The organism is Verrucomicrobiia bacterium (genome assembly GCA_019634625.1).
Taxonomy (GTDB): Bacteria; Verrucomicrobiota; Verrucomicrobiia; order Limisphaerales; family CAIMTB01; genus CAIMTB01.
In genome coordinates this window covers 21,175-45,439 of sequence record JAHCBA010000040.1, presented here as the reverse complement: position 1 = coordinate 45,439, position 24,265 = coordinate 21,175, and the positions used below count along the sequence as shown (strand labels likewise).

The 24,265-nt window shown below is 66.3% G+C and carries 19 protein-coding genes; 10 read left to right on the top strand and 9 right to left on the bottom strand.

The genetic code is table 11. From position 1 onward, the window contains the following. Positions 1–2: 2 nt before the first annotated feature. From KF833_19405 to KF833_19390, 4 genes are all read left to right on the top strand, one after another. Positions 3–767, top strand: coding sequence for an ATP-binding cassette domain-containing protein (locus KF833_19405; protein ID MBX3747482.1), 765 nt, complete (start codon positions 3–5; stop codon positions 765–767). Between the two features lie 10 nt (positions 768–777). Next, positions 778–1,920: an MCE family protein gene (locus KF833_19400; GenBank protein ID MBX3747481.1), complete on the top strand. Its 1,143-nt coding sequence runs from the start codon at positions 778–780 to the stop codon at positions 1,918–1,920. Between the two features lies 1 nt (position 1,921). After that, the gene (locus tag KF833_19395) at positions 1,922–2,833 is read left to right on the top strand and encodes a hypothetical protein (GenBank protein MBX3747480.1); all 912 of its coding nucleotides are present in this window, start codon (positions 1,922–1,924) and stop codon (positions 2,831–2,833) included. Positions 2,834–3,069: 236 nt separating this feature from the next. Next, complete coding sequence (locus KF833_19390) at positions 3,070–4,446, top strand: MBL fold metallo-hydrolase (GenBank protein ID MBX3747479.1); 1,377 nt, start codon at positions 3,070–3,072, stop codon at positions 4,444–4,446. Here KF833_19390 and KF833_19385 read toward each other — a convergent pair. The 3 genes from KF833_19385 to KF833_19375 are packed head-to-tail and all read right to left on the bottom strand — an operon-like array spanning position 4,403 to position 7,697. After that, positions 4,403–5,242 (bottom strand): hypothetical protein, encoded by an 840-nt coding sequence (locus KF833_19385; protein ID MBX3747478.1) that lies wholly within the window; start codon positions 5,240–5,242, stop codon positions 4,403–4,405. The two genes, KF833_19390 and KF833_19385, sit on opposite strands and share 44 nt — an antisense overlap. Beyond that, the gene (alr, locus tag KF833_19380) at positions 5,239–6,429 is read right to left on the bottom strand and encodes an alanine racemase (protein MBX3747477.1); all 1,191 of its coding nucleotides are present in this window, start codon (positions 6,427–6,429) and stop codon (positions 5,239–5,241) included. The genes KF833_19385 and alr overlap by 4 nt, the downstream gene beginning before the upstream one ends. Continuing rightward, positions 6,426–7,697 carry a phosphoribosylamine--glycine ligase gene (locus tag KF833_19375; protein ID MBX3747476.1) on the bottom strand — a complete coding sequence of 424 codons (1,272 nt, stop codon included), beginning with the start codon at positions 7,695–7,697 and terminating at the stop codon, positions 6,426–6,428. Before KF833_19375 ends, alr begins: the two co-directional genes overlap by 4 nt. A gap of 749 nt (positions 7,698–8,446) precedes the next feature. Between KF833_19375 and KF833_19370 the strand changes: the two genes are divergently transcribed. Genes KF833_19370 through KF833_19350 form a run of 5 tightly spaced genes read left to right on the top strand, consistent with a single transcriptional unit; the run spans position 8,447 to position 14,416 of the window. Then, entirely contained in the window at positions 8,447–9,997 is a 1,551-nt protein-coding gene (locus KF833_19370) for a sialate O-acetylesterase (protein ID MBX3747475.1), read from the top strand. Between the two features lie 55 nt (positions 9,998–10,052). Then, on the top strand, positions 10,053–11,096 hold the full coding sequence (locus tag KF833_19365; GenBank protein ID MBX3747474.1) for an acetyl-CoA carboxylase carboxyltransferase subunit alpha: 1,044 nt from the start codon (positions 10,053–10,055) through the stop codon (positions 11,094–11,096). Further along, a complete protein-coding gene (locus tag KF833_19360) occupies positions 11,096–12,103 on the top strand; it encodes a class I mannose-6-phosphate isomerase (protein MBX3747473.1) in 1,008 nt (335 codons plus the stop codon). Before KF833_19365 ends, KF833_19360 begins: the two co-directional genes overlap by 1 nt. A 7-nt stretch (positions 12,104–12,110) precedes the next feature. Continuing rightward, positions 12,111–13,985: a hypothetical protein gene (locus tag KF833_19355; GenBank protein MBX3747472.1), complete on the top strand. Its 1,875-nt coding sequence runs from the start codon at positions 12,111–12,113 to the stop codon at positions 13,983–13,985. Positions 13,986–13,990: 5 nt separating this feature from the next. Then, positions 13,991–14,416 (top strand): phage holin family protein, encoded by a 426-nt coding sequence (locus tag KF833_19350; GenBank protein MBX3747471.1) that lies wholly within the window; start codon positions 13,991–13,993, stop codon positions 14,414–14,416. 15 nt (positions 14,417–14,431) lie between these two features. Here KF833_19350 and trmB read toward each other — a convergent pair whose 3' ends face one another. Next, positions 14,432–15,007 carry a tRNA (guanosine(46)-N7)-methyltransferase TrmB gene (gene trmB, locus KF833_19345; protein ID MBX3747470.1) on the bottom strand — a complete coding sequence of 192 codons (576 nt, stop codon included), beginning with the start codon at positions 15,005–15,007 and terminating at the stop codon, positions 14,432–14,434. A gap of 82 nt (positions 15,008–15,089) precedes the next feature. Further along, a complete protein-coding gene (locus tag KF833_19340; GenBank protein MBX3747469.1) occupies positions 15,090–16,304 on the bottom strand; it encodes an FIST C-terminal domain-containing protein in 1,215 nt (404 codons plus the stop codon). A gap of 333 nt (positions 16,305–16,637) precedes the next feature. Here KF833_19340 and KF833_19335 point away from each other — a divergent pair, with 333 nt between their 5' ends. Then, on the top strand, positions 16,638–19,613 hold the full coding sequence (locus tag KF833_19335) for a c-type cytochrome (GenBank protein ID MBX3747468.1): 2,976 nt from the start codon (positions 16,638–16,640) through the stop codon (positions 19,611–19,613). Between the two features lie 14 nt (positions 19,614–19,627). Here the strand turns inward: KF833_19335 and KF833_19330 are convergent, their stop codons facing one another. The 4 genes from KF833_19330 to KF833_19315 all read right to left on the bottom strand — a co-directional run bounded on the left by KF833_19330 (position 19,628) and on the right by KF833_19315 (position 24,219). Then, on the bottom strand, positions 19,628–20,038 hold the full coding sequence (locus KF833_19330; GenBank protein MBX3747467.1) for a hypothetical protein: 411 nt from the start codon (positions 20,036–20,038) through the stop codon (positions 19,628–19,630). A gap of 53 nt (positions 20,039–20,091) precedes the next feature. After that, positions 20,092–20,730 (bottom strand): polysaccharide biosynthesis/export family protein, encoded by a 639-nt coding sequence (locus KF833_19325; GenBank protein ID MBX3747466.1) that lies wholly within the window; start codon positions 20,728–20,730, stop codon positions 20,092–20,094. 13 nt (positions 20,731–20,743) lie between these two features. Beyond that, positions 20,744–22,915 carry a polysaccharide biosynthesis tyrosine autokinase gene (locus KF833_19320; GenBank protein ID MBX3747465.1) on the bottom strand — a complete coding sequence of 724 codons (2,172 nt, stop codon included), beginning with the start codon at positions 22,913–22,915 and terminating at the stop codon, positions 20,744–20,746. A 77-nt stretch (positions 22,916–22,992) separates the two neighbouring features. Beyond that, positions 22,993–24,219, bottom strand: coding sequence for an outer membrane beta-barrel protein (locus KF833_19315; GenBank protein MBX3747464.1), 1,227 nt, complete (start codon positions 24,217–24,219; stop codon positions 22,993–22,995). Positions 24,220–24,265 lie beyond the last annotated feature (46 nt).

Genomic DNA, 24,265 nt, shown 5'->3' with positions numbered 1-24,265 from the left:
CCATGGGCGCCGCATCCCCTTCCCCCACGCCCCTCGTCGAACTCCACGACGTCGATGTCCCGCCTCCGGGCGATCCCGATCAGGTCCTCGTCGGCACCGTCAATTGGACCGTGCTCGAACACGACCGCTGGCTCGTCGCCGGCCCCTCCGGCGCCGGAAAATCCAGCGTCCTCGGCGTCGCCGCCGGCCTGGTCCGCCCGCCCCGCGGCAGCCACCGCCTCTTCGGGGCGAACCTCGCCACCCTCGGCGAACGCGAACGCGTTGCCCACCGCTCCCAGGTCGGCCTGGTCTTCTCCGGGGGCGGTCGCCTCTTCCGCAATCTTACCGTGGCGGAAAACATCGCCCTGCCCCTCGGCTACCATGGCCGGGGCAGCTTCGAACACTGGGTGGCCCGCACCTCCCGCCTGGTGTCGGCCCTGGAACTCACCCCCTTCGCAGGCCGGCTCCCAGGCGAACTGCCCCGCCGCATTGCCCAACGTGTCGCCCTCGCCCGCGCCCTCGCCCTCGAACCCAGACTCCTCATCCTCGATGACCCCGTCAGCGGCCTCGGTCCGGAAGATCGCACCTGGTGGTCTCATCTCCTTCGCGGCAACGCCGACATCCCCATGCCCTCCACCCTGATCCTCGCCTGTTCCGACGCCGAACCCTGGTCCCCTTGGGCCACCCGTCACGCCTTCGTGCAGGACCGCTGCTGGCAGGTCACCGAGAACCCACCCCCGCACCCCCCGCCCGACGGGTCGGCTTCCAATTCTGCAAGCATCCCTTAACCCTCTCCCCATGGCCCTGCAGGACCTCACCCCGCAACTCCGAACCCGCATGACCCGGGTCGAGCGGCTGGTCGGCCTCTTTGTCGCCCTCGCCGCCCTCCTCATGGCCGCCGTCTTCGCCTATTACCTCCGCGATACCGGCAAACGACGCGGGTGGTTCGTCAACAAAATCCCCTACTACTGCTACACCACCGATGCCACCGGCCTCAAAGCCGGTGACCCGGTCCGCCTCCTCGGCCGTGACGTCGGCCGCATCCTTCAGGTCGAGGCCAGCCCCCCCGATCCCTGGTTCATCGAACAAAACTTCAACGTCTTCGTGAAGTTCGAGGTCTGGGAACCCTACTTCGGCTACATCTGGTCCGATTCCCGCGTCCGCGTCGTCTCCGCCGACTTCTTCGGATCCCGCTACATCGAGGTCACCCGCGGCGAAAACGGCCTCGCCACCGTCTGGCACAAACCCCATTTCGAGGATACCGAAATCCTCAGCGACAAGGACGCCGAGGGCAGACCCTGGACCGGTCCCGATGCCCAGGAACCCATCCCCGTGCCCCTCCGTGACTCGAAAAACGGGGTCTGGCTGTTCACCGACGAAACCCCGTCCATCGCCCAGCAGGCCGAACAGATCGTCCGCGCCCTCGCCTCCTCCCTCCCGCCCCTGACTGACCAGGTCGCCGCCGTCCTCGCCCAAACCGTGGCCGCGACCTCGAATGCCAACCTCGCCATCGCCCATCTCCAACCCACCCTCCAGCACGTCCAGGGCATCGCCGGCCGGCTCGAATCCGAAGACGGCGCCGTCGGCCGCATGCTCCTCACCACCAATCTCCAGGCCCAGGTCGATGACGCCCTCGCCGGCATGGACGCCATGCTCGATCAGACCACGTCCCTCCTGCGAACCAGCGAACAGCAGATGCTCGACCTCACCCGCCGCATCGCCATGACCCTCGACAACGTCGCCCTCGTCACCAGCAACCTCAGTCGCCAGGTGGACGCCAACAGCCTCGTCCTCGGCGAGGTATCGTCCCTGGTCACCGGTGCCGATGACACGATCCGCGGCCTTCAACGACACTGGCTCCTCCGTTCCGCCTTCCGCCCGGCCACCAACCCACCTGTCGAGAGCGCCCTGCCCCCCAGCCTCGACCGCCCCTTCCGCTGAGATGAAGCCCCGCCTCCCGTCCTGTCCGGCGATGCCCCCGCCCACACGCCTCCTGGCCAGCCTCCTCGTCGCGTCCCTCACCTTCGGTTGTGCCAGTCGCCCCCCGGAAGAACCGCCTCCGCGTGCCCTCGCCGACGCCGACCGCCTGGCCAGTCAGGCCGCCCAACTGCAGGCCGCCCAAAACTGGCCCGGCGCCGCCGCCTGGTGGCAACGGGCCGCCCTCCAGTTCCAATGGCTCCATCAGCCCATCCCCCTCGCCGTTGCCTGGCACAACGAAGCCGTCTGCCGCCGGGAGCTGGGCCAATGGGAGGACGCCCGCTCCCTCCTCGAAAACGCCGCCTCCCTCAATCAACGGACCGGCCAGACCAACGCCTGGTGGCGCAACCAGCTCGCCCTTGTGCAGTTGGAATCAACCCTGCCCGATGCCTCCCCGATCCCTCGCCTGAATCGCCTCCTGCCCCGGCGCTCCGAACCCGACCCTCCAGCCCAAGCCATTCTGGCTCATGAGGCGGCCCGTTCTCTCCTCGATCAACAGGAGGCCCACGCCGCCCTCCGTGAACTGTCCGAAGCCGAGTCGCTCTTCGCCCGCCTCAACGATGCCCAAGGCCTTGCCGCCGTGCGCCTGACCCAGGCCCGTGCGCTGCTCCAACAGGGCGACCCAGTTGCCTCGGAAGCCGCCTGGCGGGACGCCCTTCGCCGATACCAGGCCCTCGGCAACCTGCCCGGCATCGCCCTGGCCATGGCAGGTCTGGGCACCACCCTCGCCGACACCGAAAACCGCCTCGATGAAGCCGAATGGCTTCTCTCCCAAGCCGTTGAGAATCTGCGGAACCTCGGAATCGAACCCTCCCTCCAAGCCGCCGAGAATCGGTTGCGGCAACTCCAATCCACCCAATCCCGACCCGGCCGATGAACCCGCACCCGACAATAAGTCGAGGCGGGCGCCTCGCGACACCCGCCTCGACTCAACAACCCAAACAACAACACCTAGCGGACTTTGCGGTGTGAAACCCGCGGGACGGGCAGCGAATCCCGCCCCGCGGGCGAACCCAAACAACTCCGAAAACTTCGACGCCTACGATTGAAAGACGTTCAAAGGACATCGAAAAAAAGTTGGGCTCGTACCGCCACCCGGTGAGGATCCACCCCATGCGGATCACCAACCTCAATCCCGCCAGCGATATCGGCGCATCCGCCTGGCTGGTGGAACTCGAGGATCACCGCCTCCTCCTCGACGCCGGCCTCCACCCCAAACGCGAAGGTCGCCTCGCCCTCCCCCTTTACGACCAGATCGATGGCGACGACCTCGACGCCATCGCCATCAGCCATTGTCACCACGATCACGTCGGCTCGCTCCCCGTCGCCATGCGGCGCTTCCCCAAGGCCCACGTGCTCATGACCGAACTGAGCTACTTCATCGTCAGCCGCGTTCTCCACAATTCGGTCAATGTCATGCTCCGCCAGCGCGACGAACTCGGCGTCAAGGACTACCCCCTCTTCACCCACGATGAGGTGGACGAGTTCGAAGCCGTCTTTCAGGGATTCCGCTACAATCGCGAAATTGACTGGGCGGGCCCCACCCGCACCCGCCGCGCCCTCCAATCCCCAACCCTCGAATTCCTCGACGCCGGCCATGCTCTCGGCTCGGCCGGCGTCATGGTCCGTGGAGCCCACCAAACCCTCTTCTATTCCGGGGACGTGTCCTTCCAGGACCAAACCCTCCTCAAAGGTGCCCGCTTCGAAGATGCCAAAGCCGATGTGCTCATCCTCGAAACCACCCGCGGCGGACGCGAAGTCCCGCCGGACTTCAGCCGCGCGGCGGAAATCGAGGCGCTCGCCCAGGCCATCCGCGCCGTCCAGGAACGCAATGGCTCGGTCCTGATACCCGTCTTCGCCCTGGGCCGCTCCCAGGAAATCCTCGCCCTGATCGCCCTCCTCATGGACTCCGGCCGCCTCCCCCGACAGCCAGTCTATATCGGTGGCCTCGGCCGGGTCTTCACCGAAATCTACGATCTCCAGGCCCACCGCACCCACCGCCATCACAGCAACCTCGCCCTCACCGAGGCCCTCGACCTCCAGGTCCTCGGCCGCCGCCAGTGGGAGTCCATGAAACTCGGCGGAGGGCGCCTCTTCGTCCTGACTTCCGGCATGCTCAACCCCAATACCGCCGCCCACGAACTCGCCCTCCGCATGCTCGACGACGAACGCCACGGGATCTTCTTCGTCGGCTACGCCGATCCCGCCACCCCCGCCGGCATCCTCCGCGCCAGCGCCCACGGCGACACCCTCAACCTCGGACCCCAGGACCGCGACGTCACCCGGCGTTGCGAAGTCCGGGAATTCGACCTCACCGCCCACGCCAACCGCGACGAACTCCTCGACTTCGTCGGCACCGTCTCCCCCCGCGTGGTCATTGTCGGCCACGGCGAAGACGACGCCCGGGCCTGGTTCAAGGACGCCCTGGCCCGGCGCCATCCCCGAATCAAGGTGCTGGACCCCGCCCCGGGCGAGTCGGTCGAGGCCTGATCGCCGGATCAATTCGGACGCAGGACTCCCGCGCCAGTTCCGCCAGCGGCCCCGGTTGGAAATCCCGGAACTCCGCGGTCTCCAGCCGGTGCCGGCCCTCCGGAAGCCCCTGCCGTACCAAGTGCCTCAATTCCCGCCCGTTGCCGGACCACCGGCACCCGTTCCAAAACTCGAGCGGCTCGAACTGCGCCTTGTACAACGCCCGCTCCGAATAGCAGGTCCCCAGGTACAGGTGCTCGTATCCCGCCGCCGCAAACTGCGCGACCGCCCGCGCCATCATCCCCATCCCGTAGTGCTTGGTTTCCGGGGTTCGCCGGTAAAAGGCATAGTAATAAAACGCCGCCCTCGGCGGTTCGCAGTACACCAGAGCACTCCCCACCTCCTCCCCGGTCCCCCCCTCGGTGCAATGAAATAGATGACTCACCACCGGCCCCCCCATGAGCCGGTCCAACCGCTCCGGCGTCATGATCCCCACACCCCATTTCCCGGCGGCATATTCCAGCCATCCGGCCCGTCGCTCCGCCGTGTCCCCAAAGGCCCCCTTCTCCACCAACTCGCATCGCCAACCCTCGGTCCGACGCAACACCCGCCGGTTCTCGGAACTGGGAGCCCATCCCTCCAATCCCACCCGGATCTGGCGCACCATGTACCACCGGTCCATCTCCGGTGTCCCCGGCATGAATCCCGACGCCAATGCGTCCGCCGGCGTCTCGCCCGGCTCCAGATAGCCCCACAGCACATACGGGTACAGGTAGTGCCCATAGTCGTGCCCCACCTCGGAACACAACACCTTCATGCACCCCCCCCCTCCAGATACACCCGCGGCAGCCGATGCCGCCAACCCAGCAGGATCTCGTACGGCACACTCCGCTTCAACCGCGCCAACTCATACGGCGTGATCTCCATCCCGCCCTGTCGCCCCATCAGCACCCCCTCATCCCCCACCCCCGCCTCCGGCACCTCCGTCAGATCCACCATCAGCGCATCCATCGTCACCCCCCCAACCACCGGCACATACCGACCCCGAATCAACACCCGCCCCTCGTTCCGCAACCGCGGATACCCATCCCCATACCCCACCGGCATGACCCCGATCCGGCTCCGCCGCGTCGCCGTCCATCGCATGCCATACCCGACGCTGTCGCCCGGATCCACCGGCTGCTCCGCCACCACCCGCGCCTTCACCGTCATCACCGGTTCCAAACCCGCCACCCGCCGACACGAGGCGGACGGATAAACCCCGTGCGCCAGAATCCCCACCCGGACCAGGTCAAAATGCGATTCGGGCAACTCCAGCGCCCCACCCGAATTGGCGTGATGCCGCCGGCACGGAGAAATCCCAGCCTCCCGCAACCGATCCAGGCAGCCCTCAAATCGCCCCGACTGCGTCCGCGCATAGGTCTTGTCCGGCTCGTCGCTCTGCGCGAAATGCCCGAACACCCCCGCAACCTCCAACCGGTCCAGCCTCGCCAGCCGCACACTCCACTGCTCCACCTCGCGCCATGGAAACCCGAACCGGTTCATCCCCGTGTTGATCTTCAGATGAACCGCCACCCGCCGCCCCATGCGCGTGGCCAGTCGGTTCAACGCCTCGGCCGCCGCCACCGACCCGATCGCCGGTTCCAGATCGAGTTCCAGCACGTCGGGCCATTCCTCCTCCAGCCGCTCCCCCATCAATAGGATGGGCGCCCGAATGCCCGCAGCCCGCAATTCCGCCGCCTCGTCCAGAGTGACCACCGCCACCGAATCCCCCCCCGCCCCCAGCACCGTGCGTACCGCCGGCACCGCCCCCAGTCCATAAGCGTCGTCCTTCGCCACATACATGAGACCCACCGCCGCCGGCAGATCGGCCCGAATCAACGCCACGTTCCGCCCCAACCCCGCCAGGTCCACCTCCACCCACGCCGAAACCCTTCTCAATCCCGGTTTCGGGAACTCCTTCCCGGACGCCTCCCTGCACGCGGCGACAATGTCCTGGCTCATGGATGGCCCGGCGGCCACAGCGACCGCCCAATGTCCGTCCGGTAATAGCTCCCCATCGAACGGATCCTCCGGATGTTCTCGTACACACAATCGATCGCCTCCCCCAGGGTCCCCGCCACGGCCGCCACATCGGCAAGACGATGACCCGTCGCCTCCAGCCCCCCATCCTCGCGCCCCGCCACCTCCTGCCACCACACGTCGCATGTGGGCGCTCCCTCGGTCACGACGGGCACCCGCGGCCCGGCCAATTGCGTGAAGGGATACCCGTACCCAGCCAGCGTCAGACTGCACCCGAATCGCGCCTCCGGCCGCCACCGCGGCGCCAACCCAAATCCCTTCGCACACCTCCAAAATGTCTCCACGGGATTCGCCAGCATCCGCCCGATCAACGGGCCGCACGTCACCCCAAGCCGCACGTTGTACTCAATCACGTGCCAGCGGTCGTCATGCAGAATCGCGGTCACCTGGACGGGCCCGCGATACTTCACCTCGCGAAACCAGGGAAGCAGCGGATGCAACAGCTGCCGCGCCAATCCATGGCGATCTTCCGGATCCCTTTCCACCAGGCCCCCCAGAGGCGCCCCCGCCACCATTCCCAGATTCCCATCGAACGCCCGCTTGTACTCCTGGTTCGTCACCAGCGAGTGGATCTCCCCATCGCTGACCAGCGCAATGTGCCCCGCCTCGCGACGACCCAGGTTCTCCTGCAAGAAAATCCCCTCGCTGTCGTCCATCCGCCCCAACCACGCCAGCGTGTCCTCCCAGGTGTCGCAGACCACCGTGTGGATCGGGCTGGTCGGCGAACACAGCGGATTCTTGATCACATACGGCCGTTGCTCCCGCCGCACCAGAACCTCCGCCTCCCCACGTGACCCCACCCGGACCGCCCTCGCAAAGGGAATCCCAGCCTCCTCGCATAGCCGACGCGCATAATCCCGCTCCCGCTCCAATCGCAACCCCTCACCCGTCGGACACAATAGCGCCGGACCCAAAGCCAGAAACTCCTCCGTCCACGACCGCAATGCCCATTCGATCGACATCGGCACAATCAGGTTCGGACGCTCCCGCCGCACCAGGTCGCACGGGTTTGCCACCTCGTCGATCGACCACGTCCTCCCCTCCTGGCGCGGTCCCCAATGCCCATAGTCCCGCGTCAGGTACGCAGCCACCTCCGCTCCGTCCTCCCGCAGGCAACGCAGCAGGCCCTGGGTGAAGGCCCCGATGCCCATGACCCAAGCCCGAATCGGCGTCGGCACAGCCACTTCCATACGTCGCGCACCAACGCTAGAAACCTGTCCACACGCCGGAAAGGTCTTTCGGACGACAGTTGTTCACCAACCGGTTCGCTTGACTCCCAACGCACTCTGCCCGCCCGAACCCAGCGCAATTTCCAGAACCCAATAGACAAAAAAACCGGGCCCCGCAGTCTGAGGGAGACCGCCGGGGCCCGGGGAATGTCGAATCCAAGGTGCAAGTAGGCTGATGGGGATGCCGGAATCGTGTGCACCCGCACAACTCCGGAAATCTGTATTACGTCACTGTCTCAGCCATTTTTTACCGCTTGTCCAAAGAGCACTCGCAAACAACGCGCACAGAGTACCCTTCCCCGCCTGACCGTCAATCGTTTGTTTTTGCACCGCCCAAAGAATTAAGAACCACTGATTCCATCCATCACTCAATACAATATTAATCATCCCCCCCTGTGCGCGTCCTCATGCTCAACGTCCCTCAGCAAAGCCACTCAGCAAAACCAGGCATCATGACGTTGCCGCCCCCCTCGCCCCCCCCGAACCCCAAACTGCAACTGCCCGCGCTGCCCCCTCCGTCACTCCGTCATGGTCAACTAACTATGAGCCTGACTTTCTATATTGTTGTCGTCAACTGTAAATAGACTGGCTTTTTATTTCGAAGCTCCCGGTAAGCCCAAGAATCCTCACGTCTGCAGGCTCGTTCCGGATTCAGGCGGCAGCAGACCCAGGCCTTGACGCCGCCACCCTCCATGCCCTGTCCTCATCCCGTGCCTCCCCTCCGCTTGCCCGCCGGCGCCCCCGCACTCGCCGCCGCTCTTCTTCTTACCACTCCCGTCATCCTCGCCGACATCCGCCTGCCCGGGCTCTTCACCGATCATGCCGTCCTCCAACAGAAATCCCCCATTCCTGTCTGGGGTTGGGCCGAACCCGGCGAATCGGTGGCCGTCGAGTTCCGCGGGCACACCCAACAGGCCATCCCTGCCGCCGATGGACGATGGCACCTGCAACTCCCCCGGCAACGCGCCGGCGGACCCGACACCCTCACCGTCCGCGGCCGCAACCACACCGTCGTCCTGACCAACATCCTGGTGGGCGAGGTCTGGATCTGCAGCGGCCAGTCCAATATGGAATGGCCCATGCACCGCAGCGAAAACCCTCAACCCGCCATCGATGCCGCCACTCATCCGCATATCCGGTTGTTCAAGGTTCCAAAACTCAAGGCCGAGTCGCCCGTGGACGACGTCGCCGCCCGCTGGCAACCCTGCCAACCCGCAACCGTCCGCGACTTCTCGGCGGTGGCCTATTTCTTCGGCGCGGCCCTCGAAGCCGCCCGCGACGTCCCCATCGGCCTGATCCAGACCGCCTGGGGCGGCTCCCCGGCCGAAGTCTGGATCCGCGAAGATGCCATGTGGGAGCATGACGAGTTTCGTCTCGACATCCTGAATCCCCACCTCGCCGCCCGCCGTCGCTTCCAGGACCAACTTGTGGCTTGGGAAGCAGAAACCGCCCGCCTGCGTGCCGAGGACCAATCCCCGTCCCAACCCCGCCCCACTCCCGGATGGCAACCAGCCGAACTCTACAACGGCATGATCCATCCCCTCCTGCCCTATGCCATCGCCGGTGCCATCTGGTACCAGGGCGAGTCCAACGCCAGCCGCGCCGACCAATACGCCCGCCTCTACCCAACACTCATCCGAAACTGGCGCCACGACTGGGCCCAAGGCGACTTCCCGTTCCTCGCGGTCCAACTCGCCCCCTGGGACAGGAACCGCAATCGATCCCTCGACGAAATCACCGCCCACCCCGTGGAAAGCGACTGGGCCGAACTGCGCGAAGCCCAAGGCATCGCCACCCGGGTCCTGCCCCGCGTCGGCCTCGCCGTCATTACCGATGTCGGCGACAAGGACGACATCCATCCCTCCCAAAAGCGCCCGGTCGGAGAACGTCTCGCCCTGGCCGCCCGCTCCATCGCCTACGGCGAACGACTCGTCGCCGGAGGGCCCCTCCTCCGTTCGGCGCGATTCTCACAAGGCCGCGCCCGCATCCGCTTCGACCAGACCGGAACCGGCCTCGAAGTCCGGGGCGAGGGGCTGCAAGGCTTCCAAATCTGCGGTCCTGACCACCAATGGGTCTGGGCCAACGCCCAGGTGACCGGCCGGACGACCGTCGAGGTGTCACACCCGTCCATCCCCCAGCCGGTCGCGGTCCGGTTCGGCTGGGCGGACTTCCCCGTCGTCAATCTCTTCAACCGCGAAGGGCTTCCCGCCTCGCCATTCCGAACCGACGACTTCCCCCTGACCACGGCTCGCAAGCCCTGACGCCAAAAACCGACGTTGCCGGGAGCCGTCGCGTCCCCCTATCCTGCGAAACGCGATGAAGCATCATCTCGACTTCGAGAAGCCGCTCATCGAACTCCAGCTCAAGCTCGAGGAGTTGCGGCGCGCCCAGCAGGCCAATCCCCTCGGCCTCCAACTGGACAACGAAATGCAGGTGATCGAGGCCAAGCTGGCGGAAACCCGCCGCCAGATCTACGCCAACCTCTCCGCCTGGCAGCGTGTCCAGCTCGCCCGCCACCCCCAACGCCCCTACTTCCTCGACTACGCCCGCCTCGCCTTCACCGAGTTCTCCGAACTCCACGGCGATCGGCTCTTCGCCGATGACCACGCCATGGTCGGCGGCTTCGCCCGACTCGGTCCCCACCGCCTGATGCTCATCGGCACCCAAAAGGGCCGCGACACCAAGGAAAACATCCTCCGCAATTTCGGCTCGGCCCACCCCGAGGGCTATCGCAAGGCCCTCCGCCTCATGCGCCTCGCCGACAAATTCCAACTCCCCATCGTCACCCTCATTGACACGGCAGGCGCCTTCCCCGGCGTCGGCGCCGAGGAACGCCACATCGCCGAAGCCATCGCCGTCAACCTCCGCGAAATGATGCGCCTCCGTGTCCCCGTCCTCAGCGCCGTCATCGGCGAAGGCGGCTCCGGGGGGGCCCTCGGCATCGGCGTCGCCGATCGCGTCCTCATCCTCGAAAACGCCTACTACTCGGTCATCAGTCCCGAAGGCTGCGCCGCGATCCTCTGGAAGGACCGCAAGGCCACCCCCCAGGCCGCCGAGGCCCTCCGCATTACCGGACGCGACCTCTTCGAGTTCAAACTGGTGGACGAAGTCATCCCCGAACCCGCCGGAGGCGCCCACCACGACCCCGCCGCCGCCGCTACCGCCCTCAAAGCCACCCTCCTCCGCCACCTCCAGGAACTCCTCGCCCTCCCCGAACCCGAACGCCTCCAGCGCCGCTACCAACGCTTCCGCTCCATCGGTCACCATACCGTCCGCCGCCGCGCCAACCCGCCGGCCCCTGACGAACGATCCTCCCCAGCCACCCCCGCCCCCAATCCGGTCCCCAACGAGGTCCGCTGATGGTCGGGTATCCCCTGCGCTTCCACCCCATCTACCAGCAACGCGTCTGGGGCGGTCATCGTCTCGCCCATCTCTACCATCGTCCCCTCCCGACCCACGAGCCCATCGGCGAATCCTGGGAAATAGCCCATCGCCCCGATGCCACCAGCGTGGTCTCCAACGGCCCCCTCGCCGGCCAGTCGCTCGACGACCTCCTCACCCGGCACCCCCGTGACCTCCTCGGAGACGCCCTTCCCGTCTCCGGCCGCTTTCCCCTTCTCGTCAAAATCCTCGACGCCCGCGACATCCTCTCCCTCCAGGTCCATCCCCCCGCCCACCGCGCCGCGGAACTGGGTGGTGAACCCAAAACCGAACTCTGGTACTTCACCGAGGCCGATCCCGGTGCCGAAATCCTCGTCGGCCTCCGCCGCGGTACCTCCCGCCAGGATTTCGAACGCCGCCTCGCCGACGGTTCCGTCGCCCACTGCTTCCATCGCCTCCCCGTCCGCGCCAGCGACGCCATGTTCCTCCCCAGCGGACGTGTCCACGCCCTCGGCGCCGGTCTCGTCCTCTTCGAAATCCAGGAGAACTCCGACACCACCTTCCGCGTTCACGACTGGAACCGGCCCGGCCTCGACGGCCATCCCCGCCCCCTCCATGTCCGCGAATCCCTTGCCAGTATCGACTTCCAGGACATCGAGCCCTCCCTCCTGCCCCACACCTGGGAGGCCCACGGCCCATGCTCGGTCCGCCACCTGGCCCAACATCCATCCTTCGCCGTCCACGCCCGCAAAGGCCCCGCCGGCGCCCGGGACACCTTCCCCCTCCATCGCTGCACCGTCCTCGGCATCGTCCGTGGAACCATTCAAATCGCAGCCGCCACCCCGCTCCCCGTAACGGAACATCTCCATCCCGGTGACTTCTGCCTCCTCCCCGCCTGCCTCCGCCAGGCCCGCCTCGAAGTCGTCTCAGACGCCGAATGGCTGATCGCTACCCCCGGAGGAAACGCCCCTTCCCCCGGCCCCTGATGACCCCATGAACCCCCGGCACCCCCCTCAAGCCGGTGGCCGCCGTGTCCGCCGTAGCTGGCTCCACCGGCGCCTCAGCCGGTTCCAACTGTTCCGGATCCTCCGGCACGACCGCCTGTTCCTCGTCCTCTTCTCCGGCATGGCGCTCATCGCCCTCCTCGTCGCCCTCGGAGTCCCCCGCATCTGGCGCACCACGCCACACGACTTTTCCGGGCCGTTGATCCGGGTCAGCGGGATCGATCTCCTCCAGGTGAAGTCCCTCTCCCGCGCCGCGCAACGAGCCTCCCGCGCCCACCGCCCTGCCGAGGCCCTCTACGCCTGGCGCAGCGCCCTCGCCAATAACTTCGCCGATGTCCGTACCCATCGCGCCCTGCTCGCCTTCCTCCACGACCAACCCCGCACAGAGGTCAGCGACCCCGTCCTCGCCCTGGTCAGCGTCTCCTGGCTCATGGCCCTCACCCACACCAACCGTGCCGACGTCCCCCTCGCCGCCGATATCCTCGAAAAGTTCGGACGTCCCCACCTCGCCCTCCACCTGACCGAACCCCTGGCGGACCTCGACGATGCCGTCGCCCGCGCCCACGCCCGTTCCCTCCTCGCCGCCGGCCGCTACCGCGCCTTCGACACCTTCTGGGAACGCCACGGCCACTCATGGACTTCCGATCCCGTCATGACCCTCTACCGGGACGCGGGACTGGCCGTCACCGACACCACCTCCACCGGCCTCTCCTCCCTCGATCGCCTCCGGCACGCCGTGTCCCAGCCCGGGCCCATCGGAATCCGCGCGGCCCGCCTCCTCTCCCGCGTCGCCGTCCAGCGCCGTTCCGTGCCCGATTTCGAACGCGCTCTCGTTCGGCTCGATGCCGACGGTGCCGCCTCCGTCGCCGATCATGCCGACCTTTGGCGCGCCCTCGCCGCCGAAGACCGCGCCCCTGAAGCCCGCCATCGCGCCCGGGATTACGCCGCCCCCCTGCCCCGCGATGCAACGGTCGCCCTCCACTACCTCGAAACCCTCACCTCGCTGGACCTCGACGACATGGCCCTCGCCTTCCTCGAACGCCACGCCACCCGCTACGGCCTCGCCAGCGGAATTTGGAAACTCCACTTTGACCTCCTCGCCAGGGCCGGACGCTGGAACGACCTGCGGCGTCTGGCCACCGACCTGCACAGTCGCAGCAGCCGCAACGACCCCGTCTTCCCCGAAGTCGTCTGGGCCGAATATCGCGTCGCCCATGCCGAAGGACGCAGTGCCGAGGCGGATACCCTCGCCCGGGAAATTGCCCATCTCCCCGCACCAACCGTCGAAGCCGCCACCCGCTTCGCCTCCGGCCTCCGCGCCCACCACCGCGCCACCTGGGGACTCCAGCTTCTCCGCAACAACGAAACCGCCTTTGCGGACGAGGCGGAGTTCTGGACCGAACTCTTCGCCCTCGCCTACGAGGTCAAGGACGTGGCCGAACTCACCCGTGCCGTCGAAGGCCTCCTCCGTGTCCAGCCCGGAAGCGACCTCTGGACCAACAACCGCGCCGCCCTGCTCCTCATCACCGGCGAAAACCCGGCCGAAGCCCTCCAGCTCACCTTCAACGCCCTCAGCCGACGCCCCCACGCCGTCGGACTTTCCATCAACCACGCCCTTGCCCTCGTCCGCAATGGACGCGCCGCCGAAGCCGAAACCCGGCTGCAACGCATCCCGGCTTCCCGCCTCACCGGTCCCGCCGCCGCCAACTACCACCTCGCCTGGGTCGAGGTCCATCAGGCCCTCGGCCGCGCTCCGGAGGCCGCCGGCGCCGCCCGGCACATCGACCCCTCCCACCTCCTGCCACCCCAGATCCAGCGGCTGGAATCCCTCCTCCCCACCCCCGACCCCTCCCCCATCCGCTGACCGCCATGCCCTTCCAAGCCCGCCATTTCCTCCTCCGATGGGGCATCACGGCGCTCGCCGTCCTCGTCGCCACCCAGATCGTTCCCGGCCTCGAATGCCGTTCCTGGACCGGTCTCGCCGTGGCCGCCCTCCTCCTCGGATTCCTCAATGCCTTCGTCCGCCCCCTCCTCACCCTCCTCAGCCTCCCACTGGTCGTCCTCACCCTCGGCCTCTTCCTCTGGGTCATCAACGCCGCCCTCCTCGCCTTCGTCGGCTGGCTCGTCAAACCCTTCCTCGTCGCCTCCTTCTGGTCCGCCCTCGGCGGCGCCGCCGTCATCAGCATCGTGACCTGGCTCGTGGGGGGCGTACTCGGTCTCGATGCCTCCGACCGTCGCCCCCCACCCCCACGCCGACGCGGCCCCCCCGGCAGCGGCCCCGTCATCGACGTCTGATCCCCCTCCCTCAACTCAACCCGCCCGGAACCCCTCGACCCCCCCCCCGACCTTCCGGTAACTCGCCCGCCGCGTGGCAATCCCCCGCGCCAGAAACTCCCGCTCGAAATCCGTCGTCACCGCCACCAACCCCTCCGGCGTCGGCACTTCCTCGAACATCCCCCTGCCCCCCTCCCCCTCAAACACCTCCCGCATCCGCTCGAAGTACGCCCCATCATCCGTCCTCAAATGGACGACCCCGCCCGCCTTCAACACCCGGTTCGCCAGCCCCGGAAATCCCTCGTTGATCAGCCGGTTCTTGTGATGCCGCCGCTTGGGCCACGGATCCGGGAAATACACATGCACCGCCTCCGCACTCTCCGGCGGCAGCAGATACTCCAGCGCATACGCCGCCTCGATCCGCAGCCCCCGAAGATTCCCCAGCCCCGCCCGGCGCCCCTGCCGGTCCAGCTTCCGGATGCGGCCCAGCAGGCGCTCGATCCCGATGAAGTTCCGCTCCGGATGCGCCGTCGCCCACGCCAGTAGAAACGAGCCGTCCCCGCTCCCCAATTCCACCTCCAACGGCCGCGGCACCCCAAACATCGCCCCCATCTCCAACGGGGCAAACCACGTCGCCGGACGGTAGATCAGGGAATCCTCCGCCGGAGGGGCGGCCACCTCGGGAGAGGGCACTTCAGGATGCGATGTCGCGGTCACCATGCGACACGAAGAGTGCGGCAGCCGCCGTGTACCCATGGAGAAAATTCCGCCCCCCCACCGGACCGATCTCGCCGTTGCCGAAGAATCCCGCCAACGGCACCTCCCCGCCCAACCCCCGATGCACCGCCCCTGCATCATGGTCCGGTCGCCCAAACAATTGCGCACCCCGTCCCGCGCAACTGCACAGGCACGCCGCATGCACCTCCCGCCCCGCCAGTCGCCGCCGCACCCCCTCGATCAACTCCACCAGATCCTCGTCCGCCGCCCCACCGTCCCGAAACTGAAACTGCAGCGTCTGCCCGATCCGCACCCGGGCCCCCACCGCCACCACCCCCGAATTCGGATCCGCCGCCAGAAGATTGCGCACCAGGAAATCCCCGCGCCGATGCTCCTCCTGATACTCGTTCACCGCCAACCCCACGAAGATGTTGCCCCTCGCCCGCTCCTTGTCCCGCGCCGGTAGCCCGTCGAACGTCTCCTGCAAGACCGTCAACGCCGGAAGATTCCCAATCTGGTGAATCAGGTTCTGCTCCGCCCCGGTCACGGTCCACGGCTTCCCGATCGGTCGGCACCCCTGCGAGACGATCGCCTCGATCCCCACCTCGCCTCCCACCGACACCACCACCGCCCCCTCCGTCAACACTCGCTGGTTCAAATACAGTTGCGTCTGCGTCACCCCGGCCCCCGCCCCGGCCAGCCCACCCACCATCGGCACCCCGGGAAATGCCTCGTTCCACTGCCGCAGCCACGATTCCGCATCGAGACTGTACGGATCCCCAAAAGCCAGCCACCCCCCCGTCTCGTCCACACCCGTCCCCAACCGTTCCCGCCACCCCTCAGGCTCCAGTCCCGCCTCCACATCCCCCGCGGTCACATGCGCCCCCACCAACCGCGCCCCGGGCAATCGCAGCAGCGCAAACGCCAGCGCCGGTCCCTCCTCCACCTCCTCCCCGTTCCCCAACACCCCAAGCCCGCTGCAACCCGCCAGCAACCGCGCCCGCCCATGCACCTGCACCATCTCCACAATTTCCCCCGACTGCCCCATCAAGTCCGCACTCACATACACCAGCGCCAGATCGCACCGCTCCTCCGCCAACAAAGCCCGCGCCCCCTCGATCCGCTCCCGCAAAGCCCCCTCGTCAAAAGGCCCCTTCACCACATCCGCAATGGACCGCTGTCGCTCGCTCATGATGCCCTCCACGGTAGGCGCTGCCGCCCACCCCGTAAATCGGCGCCTGCCCCTCCCTCCCCTTGCTCATCCAAACCCACCGCCCCAAGAACCAACTTAAACTTCGTGCATATGCACGATGATTCAGTCGATTTTGCCTCCCCCCCCTCCCCGGCCAGGCAACCCCGGCTCACCACGGAATGGCCCTAAACTGCGTGCACATGCACGCAGTTTAGGGCCATTTTCGCGCCCGGTCCGGCAGTTCCCCCGCCATCGACGGGGCGAAATCTCTCTCCCCCCCCTCCTTCCGCCCCTTGCTTGCCCCCCTGATTCCCTCCCCGCATCCTCACGCCCATGATGCCCTTCCGCCTCCCTCTTCTCCGGGCCCTTCCTCCCCTCGCCGCTTCCGTCGCCCTCAGCGCCGCCGATTTCCCCCTCAATGGTCACCAATTTACCCTGCCCCACGGGTTCTCCATCGAACTCGCCGCCGGACCCAACCTCGTGGCCCGCCCCGTCTCCGCCAGCTTCGACCCCGAGGGCCGCCTCTATGTCACCGAATCCTCCGGCTCCAACCTGCCCCCGTCCGAACAACTCAAAGATCCCCGCAGCCGCCTCCTGCGGCTCGAAGATACCAACGGCGACGGCCGCTTCGACCGCACCTCGGTCTTCGCCGACCGCATCATGTTCCCGCAGGGCTGCCTCTGGCACAATGGCTCGGTCTACGTCGCCGGCCCTCCCAGCATCTGGCGCTTCACCGACACCAACGGCGACGGCGTCGCCGATCGCCGCGAGGAATGGTACCAGGGCCAGGTCCTCACCGGCTGCGCCAACGATGTTCACGGCCCCTACCTCGGCCCCGAGGGCATGCTCTACTGGACCAAGGGCGCATTCGCCCGACTCGACCTCCAGGACCATCGCGGCCGCCCCATCCGAGACCGCGCCGCCCACATCTTCCGTGCCCACCCCGATGGTTCAGGACTCGAAGTCGTGCTCTCCGGCGGCATGGACAATCCGGTCCAGGTCGCCTTCACCTCCGAGGGCGAACCCATCCTCATCAGCACCTTCATCGACCTGAGCCAGCCCGGCCGTCGCGACGGCCTCGCCCACGCCGTCTATGGCGGCGTCTTCGGAAAGGCCAACGACGCCGTCGAGGAACCCGTCGTCCTCCGCACTGGCGATCTCCTACCCGCCATGACCCACTTTGGCCCCGCCGCCGCCTGCGCCCTCACCCGCTACGAGGGCGACGCCTTCGGCCCGGCCTATCGCGACAACCTCTTCGCCACCCTCTTCAACCTCCGCAAAGTCACCCGTCATGTCCTTCAGCCCCACGGCTCGACCTACACCACCGAAGACAGCGACTTCCTGACTTCGAATCACCCGGACTTCCGCCCCACCGATGTCCTCCAGGACGCCGACGGCTCCCTCCTCGTCGTCGATACCGGCGGCTGGTACAAGCTCTGTTGCCCCAGCTCCCAACTCGCCAAATCCGATGTCCTCGGGGCCATCTATCGCATCCGGGCCCATCGCCCTGACGCCTCCCCCGAACTCCCCTTCCCCACGCCATCCGACCGGGCCGCCGCCTTCGCCCGTCTCGTTCAACCCCCTTCCTTCGCTCCCAATTCCGAAATCGCGGCCCTGAAGCGCCTCGCCCTCCGCGCTCAACCCGATGACGCCCCCCGCTTCCGCCAGACCCTCGCCCGTGAAATCCCCAGGGCCACGGCGTCCTCCGATGCCGCCCGTCTGGCCCGCGTCGCCGCCGAGGGCCTCGGGCGCATGGGCGACCGGAATGCCGTTCCAATCCTCATCGAGGCCATCACCCGGCTCGGCACTGCCGATCGCTTCCTCGAACACAGCCTCCTCTACGCCCTCATCGAGATCGCTGATGCCCCCGCCTTGCGCCCCTTCCTGAATGCCGCCAACCCGCTCGCCCAACGCGCCGCCCTCCTGTCCTTGGAACAAATCCCCGCGAGCGGACTTCTCCCCTCCGACGTCCTCCCTGCGTTGGTCGCCGCCTCCGATCCCCTTCGCATCACCGCCCGTTGGGTCGCCCGACGCCACCCTGAATGGAGCCCCCAACTCGCAGCCTTCGTGGACAGGGAACTGGATCGCACCGACCTCGATCCAGCGGAGCGCGAACGCCGAACTTCCCTCCTCCCGCTCGTTGTCTCCAGCCCGGAAGGACAACGCCTCATCGCCGGCCTCCTTGCCGACGACCGCGTGCTGCCGGCCACCCGCGGGGCCGCCCTGCATGCCGTCGCCAACGCCCGCCTGAAGGAACCCCCCGCATCCTGGATCGAGGCCATCGCCTCCGCCCTCCACCATTCCGACAGCCCTGACACCGTGCGCCAGGCCGCCGTCCACGCGGCCCGCAGCCTGACCCTCCCACGGGAAGGCGCCCCCCGACTCACCGAAGCCCTCCGTTCCCTGGTCCGCCACCCCGCCCTCCCCGTCTCCCTCCGCCTGGACGCCCTCGCCGCCCTCCCCCCGGCCGCGACCCTTGGCGAGACCGAGTTTGCCGTCTTGAACAACTCCCTCGCCCCGGATCGACCTGCCACAGAACGCCTCGCCGCAGCCACTGCCCTCGCCCGCCTTGGCACGTCTGCCGAGCAGCGCAACCTCCTCATTCCCGCGGTCGCCCAGGTCGGGCCCCTCGAACTCCCCCGCCTCCTCGCCGCCTTTGCCCCCGGAGGCGATCTGCTCCTCGGCCGTTCCCTGCTGACCGCCCTGTCCAACTCCAAGGCCCTGCGCTCCCTCCGTCCCGAAGATCTTCAACCCCACCTCGCCCGTTTCCCCGATGCCATCCGCCTCGAAGCCGAAACCCTCCTCACCACCCATCGCTTCGACGCCTCCGAAGACTCCCTGCGTCTCGACACCCTCCTCGCCGAAATCCAGTCTCTCGCTGGCGACATCCGGCGCGGTCAGGCGATCTTCAACAGTCCCCAGGCCGCCTGCGCCGCCTGCCATCGACTCGGCTACCTCGGCGGCGACCTCGGCCCCGACCTCACCTCCATCGGCACCGTCCGGACAGACCGCGACCTCCTCGAAGCCGTCCTCTTTCCCAGTGCCAGTTTCGTCCGCAGCTATGAACCCTGGCTCGCGGTGGACGCTCGCGGCGAAATGCACTCCGGGGTCCTGCGGCGCGAAACCGCCGACGAAATCGTCCTCGGCATCGGTCCCGGCGCAGATGTCCGCATTCCCCGGTCCGAACTCGCCGAATTGACGCCTTCCCCCGTCAGCACGATGCCTTCAGGGCTCGATGAACAACTCACCCGCCAGGAACTCGCCGACCTCCTGGCCTTCCTGAAGAACACCCGCTGGGGCGTCAACTGAACCCTCCCATCCGCCTACCCCTGCACCAGCCACCAGCCCCATCCCACCTGTCCCACCACCACCCCCAAAAACACGCTCCAGAACAGCCCTTCCCAAAGGTTCACCGAACGTCGTCGCGCCGGCGCCAGACTTACCCGCACCCGGAAGGCCCCCACCATCAACTCGTCCCCGTTGCGAACCCGATGCCTTTCTGACGGCCGCCCCTCAACCATCACCACCGCCCCTTCCTGGCACCGCGCCACCAGGCCCTCCCCCCGGTCCATCTCGAATCCCACATGACGGTCCCAGACTCCAGCCCCGTCCATTCGCAGGTCCACCTGCACCCCCCGCCCTATAACAAACGGGTCCCGCGTCATCGGAACCCAACGCTCCGCAACACCAGGACCCGTCACCGTCAATCCAAACACCGGCCACCGGCGTGACATTCACGCCTCCCCTGTGGGAACCGTTTCGCCATTCGCCATTCGCCGATGCATGCTCAACCCCCGAATGGACTGCGTCGCGGCACGTAGATCCTGTCGCCCGGAAACACCGGCAGATCCAGTTGTGCGTTGTCCTTCGCCCGGTCCCCGTGGATCACGAACTTCTCCCCGGTGCGCCGCACCAACTCGATCCGGCGCCGTGCCGCGAAGTCCGTAAACCCCCCCGCTGAGGCGATCGCCTGCAGCACCGTCAACTGTCCCGCGTAGGGCAGTCGGCCCGGCCCACGAACCTCCCCGTCCACGAAGAACACGCGATACTCCGACCTCACCGTCACGGTCAACTGCCGGTAGTAACGCGGCACGAAGGCCTCGTGGATCTCCCGCTGCAACTGACCGTCCGTCTTCCCTTCGGCCACAATCGCCCCCACCAGCGGCAGCGAAATGGTCCCGTCGTCCTTGATCCGTTCCTCAATGTCCGTCGGGGGCGAGGCACTCCCCGAGAATCGCACCTCGACCATGTCCCCCTTCCGCAAGGTGTCCGTGAAGACTTCCGTATTCCCTGTCCGGGCCCCCTGTCGCGCCCCGCCGGTCGTCCCGGTCCCCGGTTGCCCGCACCCGGCCAGCCAGACGGCCAATCCCACGACCGCCAGACGCCCCGCCCAATCCATCGATGCCTTCGCTTGTTTCCGCCACATACCAGATCGTCCCTCAATACTTCTTCTTCAGCTCGATCCTCGAGCCGTCGCCCGAGCCGTTTTTCTTCGTCTCGTCCTCTCCCGAGCCCTCGTCCTTGTTCCGGCTCTGGTAGTAGTCGTAGTAGTACCCGCTGTAGTAGTAGTAGTTCTCGTCCTGCGACATGTTGATGTTGTTGAGGACAATCCCCACCAGGTACCCGCCCACCTTGGACACCATCTGCTTCGCGCGGATGGTCATCGCCTGGGGATACTTCCGGTACTGGATCACTTGCAGCGAAATATCCACCTCGCTGGCCAGCACCACCGCGTCGCTCACCCCCATGATCGGCGGCGAATCGAAGAACACGAAATCGTACCGGCGCTTCACCTCCGCAATCAGATCCTTCATCTGCTGCGAACTCAGAATGCCCATCGAACTGCTCGGCAGCTTGCCGCTCGGCAGAAAGTCCAGCGTCGGCAACGTGCTCGTCTGAATGACTTCCTCAAGCTTCTTCTGCCCAAGCAGGCAGTTCGTGATGCCCACCGAATTCGACACCTTGAAGAACCTGTGCATGCTCGGCCGCCGAAGATCGGAGTCGATCACCAGCACCCGGTGCCCGTTCTGCGCGAACACCACCGCCAGGTTGAACAGCGTCGTCGATTTCCCTTCGCCCGCGCCGCCGCTGACAATGGTGATGGTGTTGAAGGTCTCGTCCTTCCTCGTGAAAAGCACGTTGGTCCGCAACACCCGGTAAGCCTCCGCATGCGGGCTGTCCGGCCCCTCCTCCAGCAGCGACCCCACATTCTGTGGAATCACCCCCAGCACCGGCGCCTGCAATGCCCGTTCCACGTCGTCGATGGTCTTCACCGACGTGTCCAGATACTCGATGAAGAACGCCAGACCAATGCCCACCACCAAGCCCACAATCACCCCGAAGGCAATATTCAGCGGGATGTTCGGCTTCACCGGCTTCAACCCCTCCTCCGCATGGTCGATGATCGTTACCAGCGACTGACGCGGCACCGCCCGGTCGAACGTCTCCGACGCCAGTTTCCGGCTGAGCACGTCCAGCATCAGCTTCTCGTTCTCCAGCTTGCGCTTCTTCAGGAAATACTCCCGGTAATCCTTGGCCCGCCGCAAATCCTCCTGCTTGGCCTGCAACACGATGCCTTCAAGGGCCGCCAATTCATTCTGATAGGCCGACAATTGCGCCTCGTACCCGATCAGGACTCCCTCGATCCGTGCCTCGATCTCCCGGTCCAATTGCTCCAACAACCGGGACACCCGCACCACGTCCGGATGGTTGTCCGCCAAGGTCGTGGTCAGCGCCACCAACTGCTGCCGCGCCTGGCTCTCCTGCTGCAACAGCTCGATCAATTGAATCTCGTTCGGAGTCACCGTCGGCAGCGCATGTCGCAGCTTCGCCGGATCCAGACTCTTCAGCTTGTCGAGCGTGGACTGCACCCGCACCAGCATCCGCATGCTGTCCATGCGCAACCCCTCGGTCTTGCGCACCGCCTCCTGTTCCATCGTCCCGGAACTCCAGGCGTCGAGCATCATGTCGGTGATCTGGTGCCGCTCCCGCAATTCATCCAGCTCCTCCTGCTCCCGTTCCACCGAACCCCGCTTCTCCTCCAAGGTCTTCTGGATCGTCGCAATCCCGCGGTCCGACATCTCCTGCCGCTCGCTCAACCGCGTGTTCCGGTACACCTGCGCAATCTTGTTCGCGATCTGCGCCGCCTCGGCCTTGTTCCGGCTGTACACCCGGATCTCGATCAGGGTGGTGTTCCGGTACTGACGCACATCGATCTTGTTCCGCAGAATCTCGAACGTCTCCTGCGTCCTCAACGTCCCCGAACTCAAATAGTCCTTCGACCATTTCTGGTTCAGGTCCAGATCCTCGATCACCTGGTACAGGTTGGTCTTCGACTGGATCACCTCGAACTCGGTCTGCAGGAAGAACGGATCGGGCGGCCCGGACGGCATGATCTGTCCCAACAACGGTATGTCCGCCGTGTCCTTCTCGACCTTGATCCGTGTCCAGCTCATGAACGTCTCCGGCAGCATATAGGTCACGACCGTGGTCGTGATCACCACCAGGAGGAACACGGCGATAATGACGGTCTTCCGAATCCGGATGATCCGCCAGTAATCGAGAAAGTGAAGCTTCGCCTCGGCCGGCTCGGGCGCCTTGAAGTTATCCATAAAAAAAGAGAGAGGCTAGACGTGGCATCCAGCCTCCCTCCGACAACACGTCAAATCAAGCAACGATCTCGCCCGGATCAAAACTGTCCGCGCAAGCCCAGAAACACCCGGTTGCGGGTGAACGTTCGCGACGCGAAATCCGAGTCCAGCCGGTCGTAGTTGTATCCCGTCTCCACCGCCAGGTAACGGTTGATGTCGTACGACAAGCTGATGCCTGCCACGTACAGATTCTCGTCCACCCCGTCCGATGCGCCACCGCTGAACTCGCCCATCTGGATCTGCCCCGACGCCCGTGCCGTCAGGCTCTCCGTCAGCTTGTGGTTCACCAACCCGTAGAACGTCACCGCCTCCTGATCCAGTGCGGTCACCACGTCGGTCCGGTTGCGCCCATACTTGGCTCCCGCCCGGAAATAGCTCCCCTCGAGATACTCAAACGTGGTGCTCACATCCGCAAACGGATTCCAGTCGTCCTGCTTCGGCACCAGATTGTCGTAATGCACGTTCTGCGCACCGCCCCGCAGCGAAACAAAGCAGTTCGGCGACACCGTGTAGTCCGCACCGCCCACGATGTAGTGCGAGTAGCTGTTGCGCGCGTCGGACATCAAACCAGGCGCAATGAACTGATCCCCGGTGAAGTTCACGTCCTCGTACCAGTACCCCAGAATGCCCGCCAGAGTCGGCGTCAACGTCCATCGCGTCTCCGCCCGGAACAGGTGCTCCAATCGGTCCAACAGCGCGCCATAGCTCCCCGGGCCGTCCTCCTCGTAGCTGTACCAGGTATTCTGGTAGCCCAACTCCAACCCGATCAACGAGTTCAACTGCCCCACATACCGCCCGTCCACCACGTTCCGGATGTTGCTCCCGTCCGAACGCAGCGGAGAGGTGATCGGACCGCCCTGATCCAGCAGCGTGCCTTCGCTGGTGTACGTGAACGTCTCGTTCAACCGCAGCACATGGCTCGGGTTGAGCTGATACTCGCCCGCCAGATCCGCGATGAACGTGTGATCCCAGTTGTCGTCTCTCCGGTCCTCAAACCAGCGGCCCGAGTACAACAGCGAGAGCTTCACGATGTACTGCTCCCCCTTGTGACCCACATCCAGGCCAGGGCGCACCTCGATTCCGAGGCTGTCGCGCTCGCCCCCCTTCGGCGCCGTCAGGTAATTGTCGTCGTAAAACCCGCGAAGCGCCGCGCTTACCGTCCACCACTTCGATTCATCGACGGTGACGGTTTGAGCCGCGCAGGTCGTCTGAAAACCAACGACGGCCGCTGCCGCCATGCCCGCTGACGAGAGGATGTTCTTCATAAATGGCTGGAAACTTGTCAGTTAACCCGAGTTAGAGTCGCTGAAA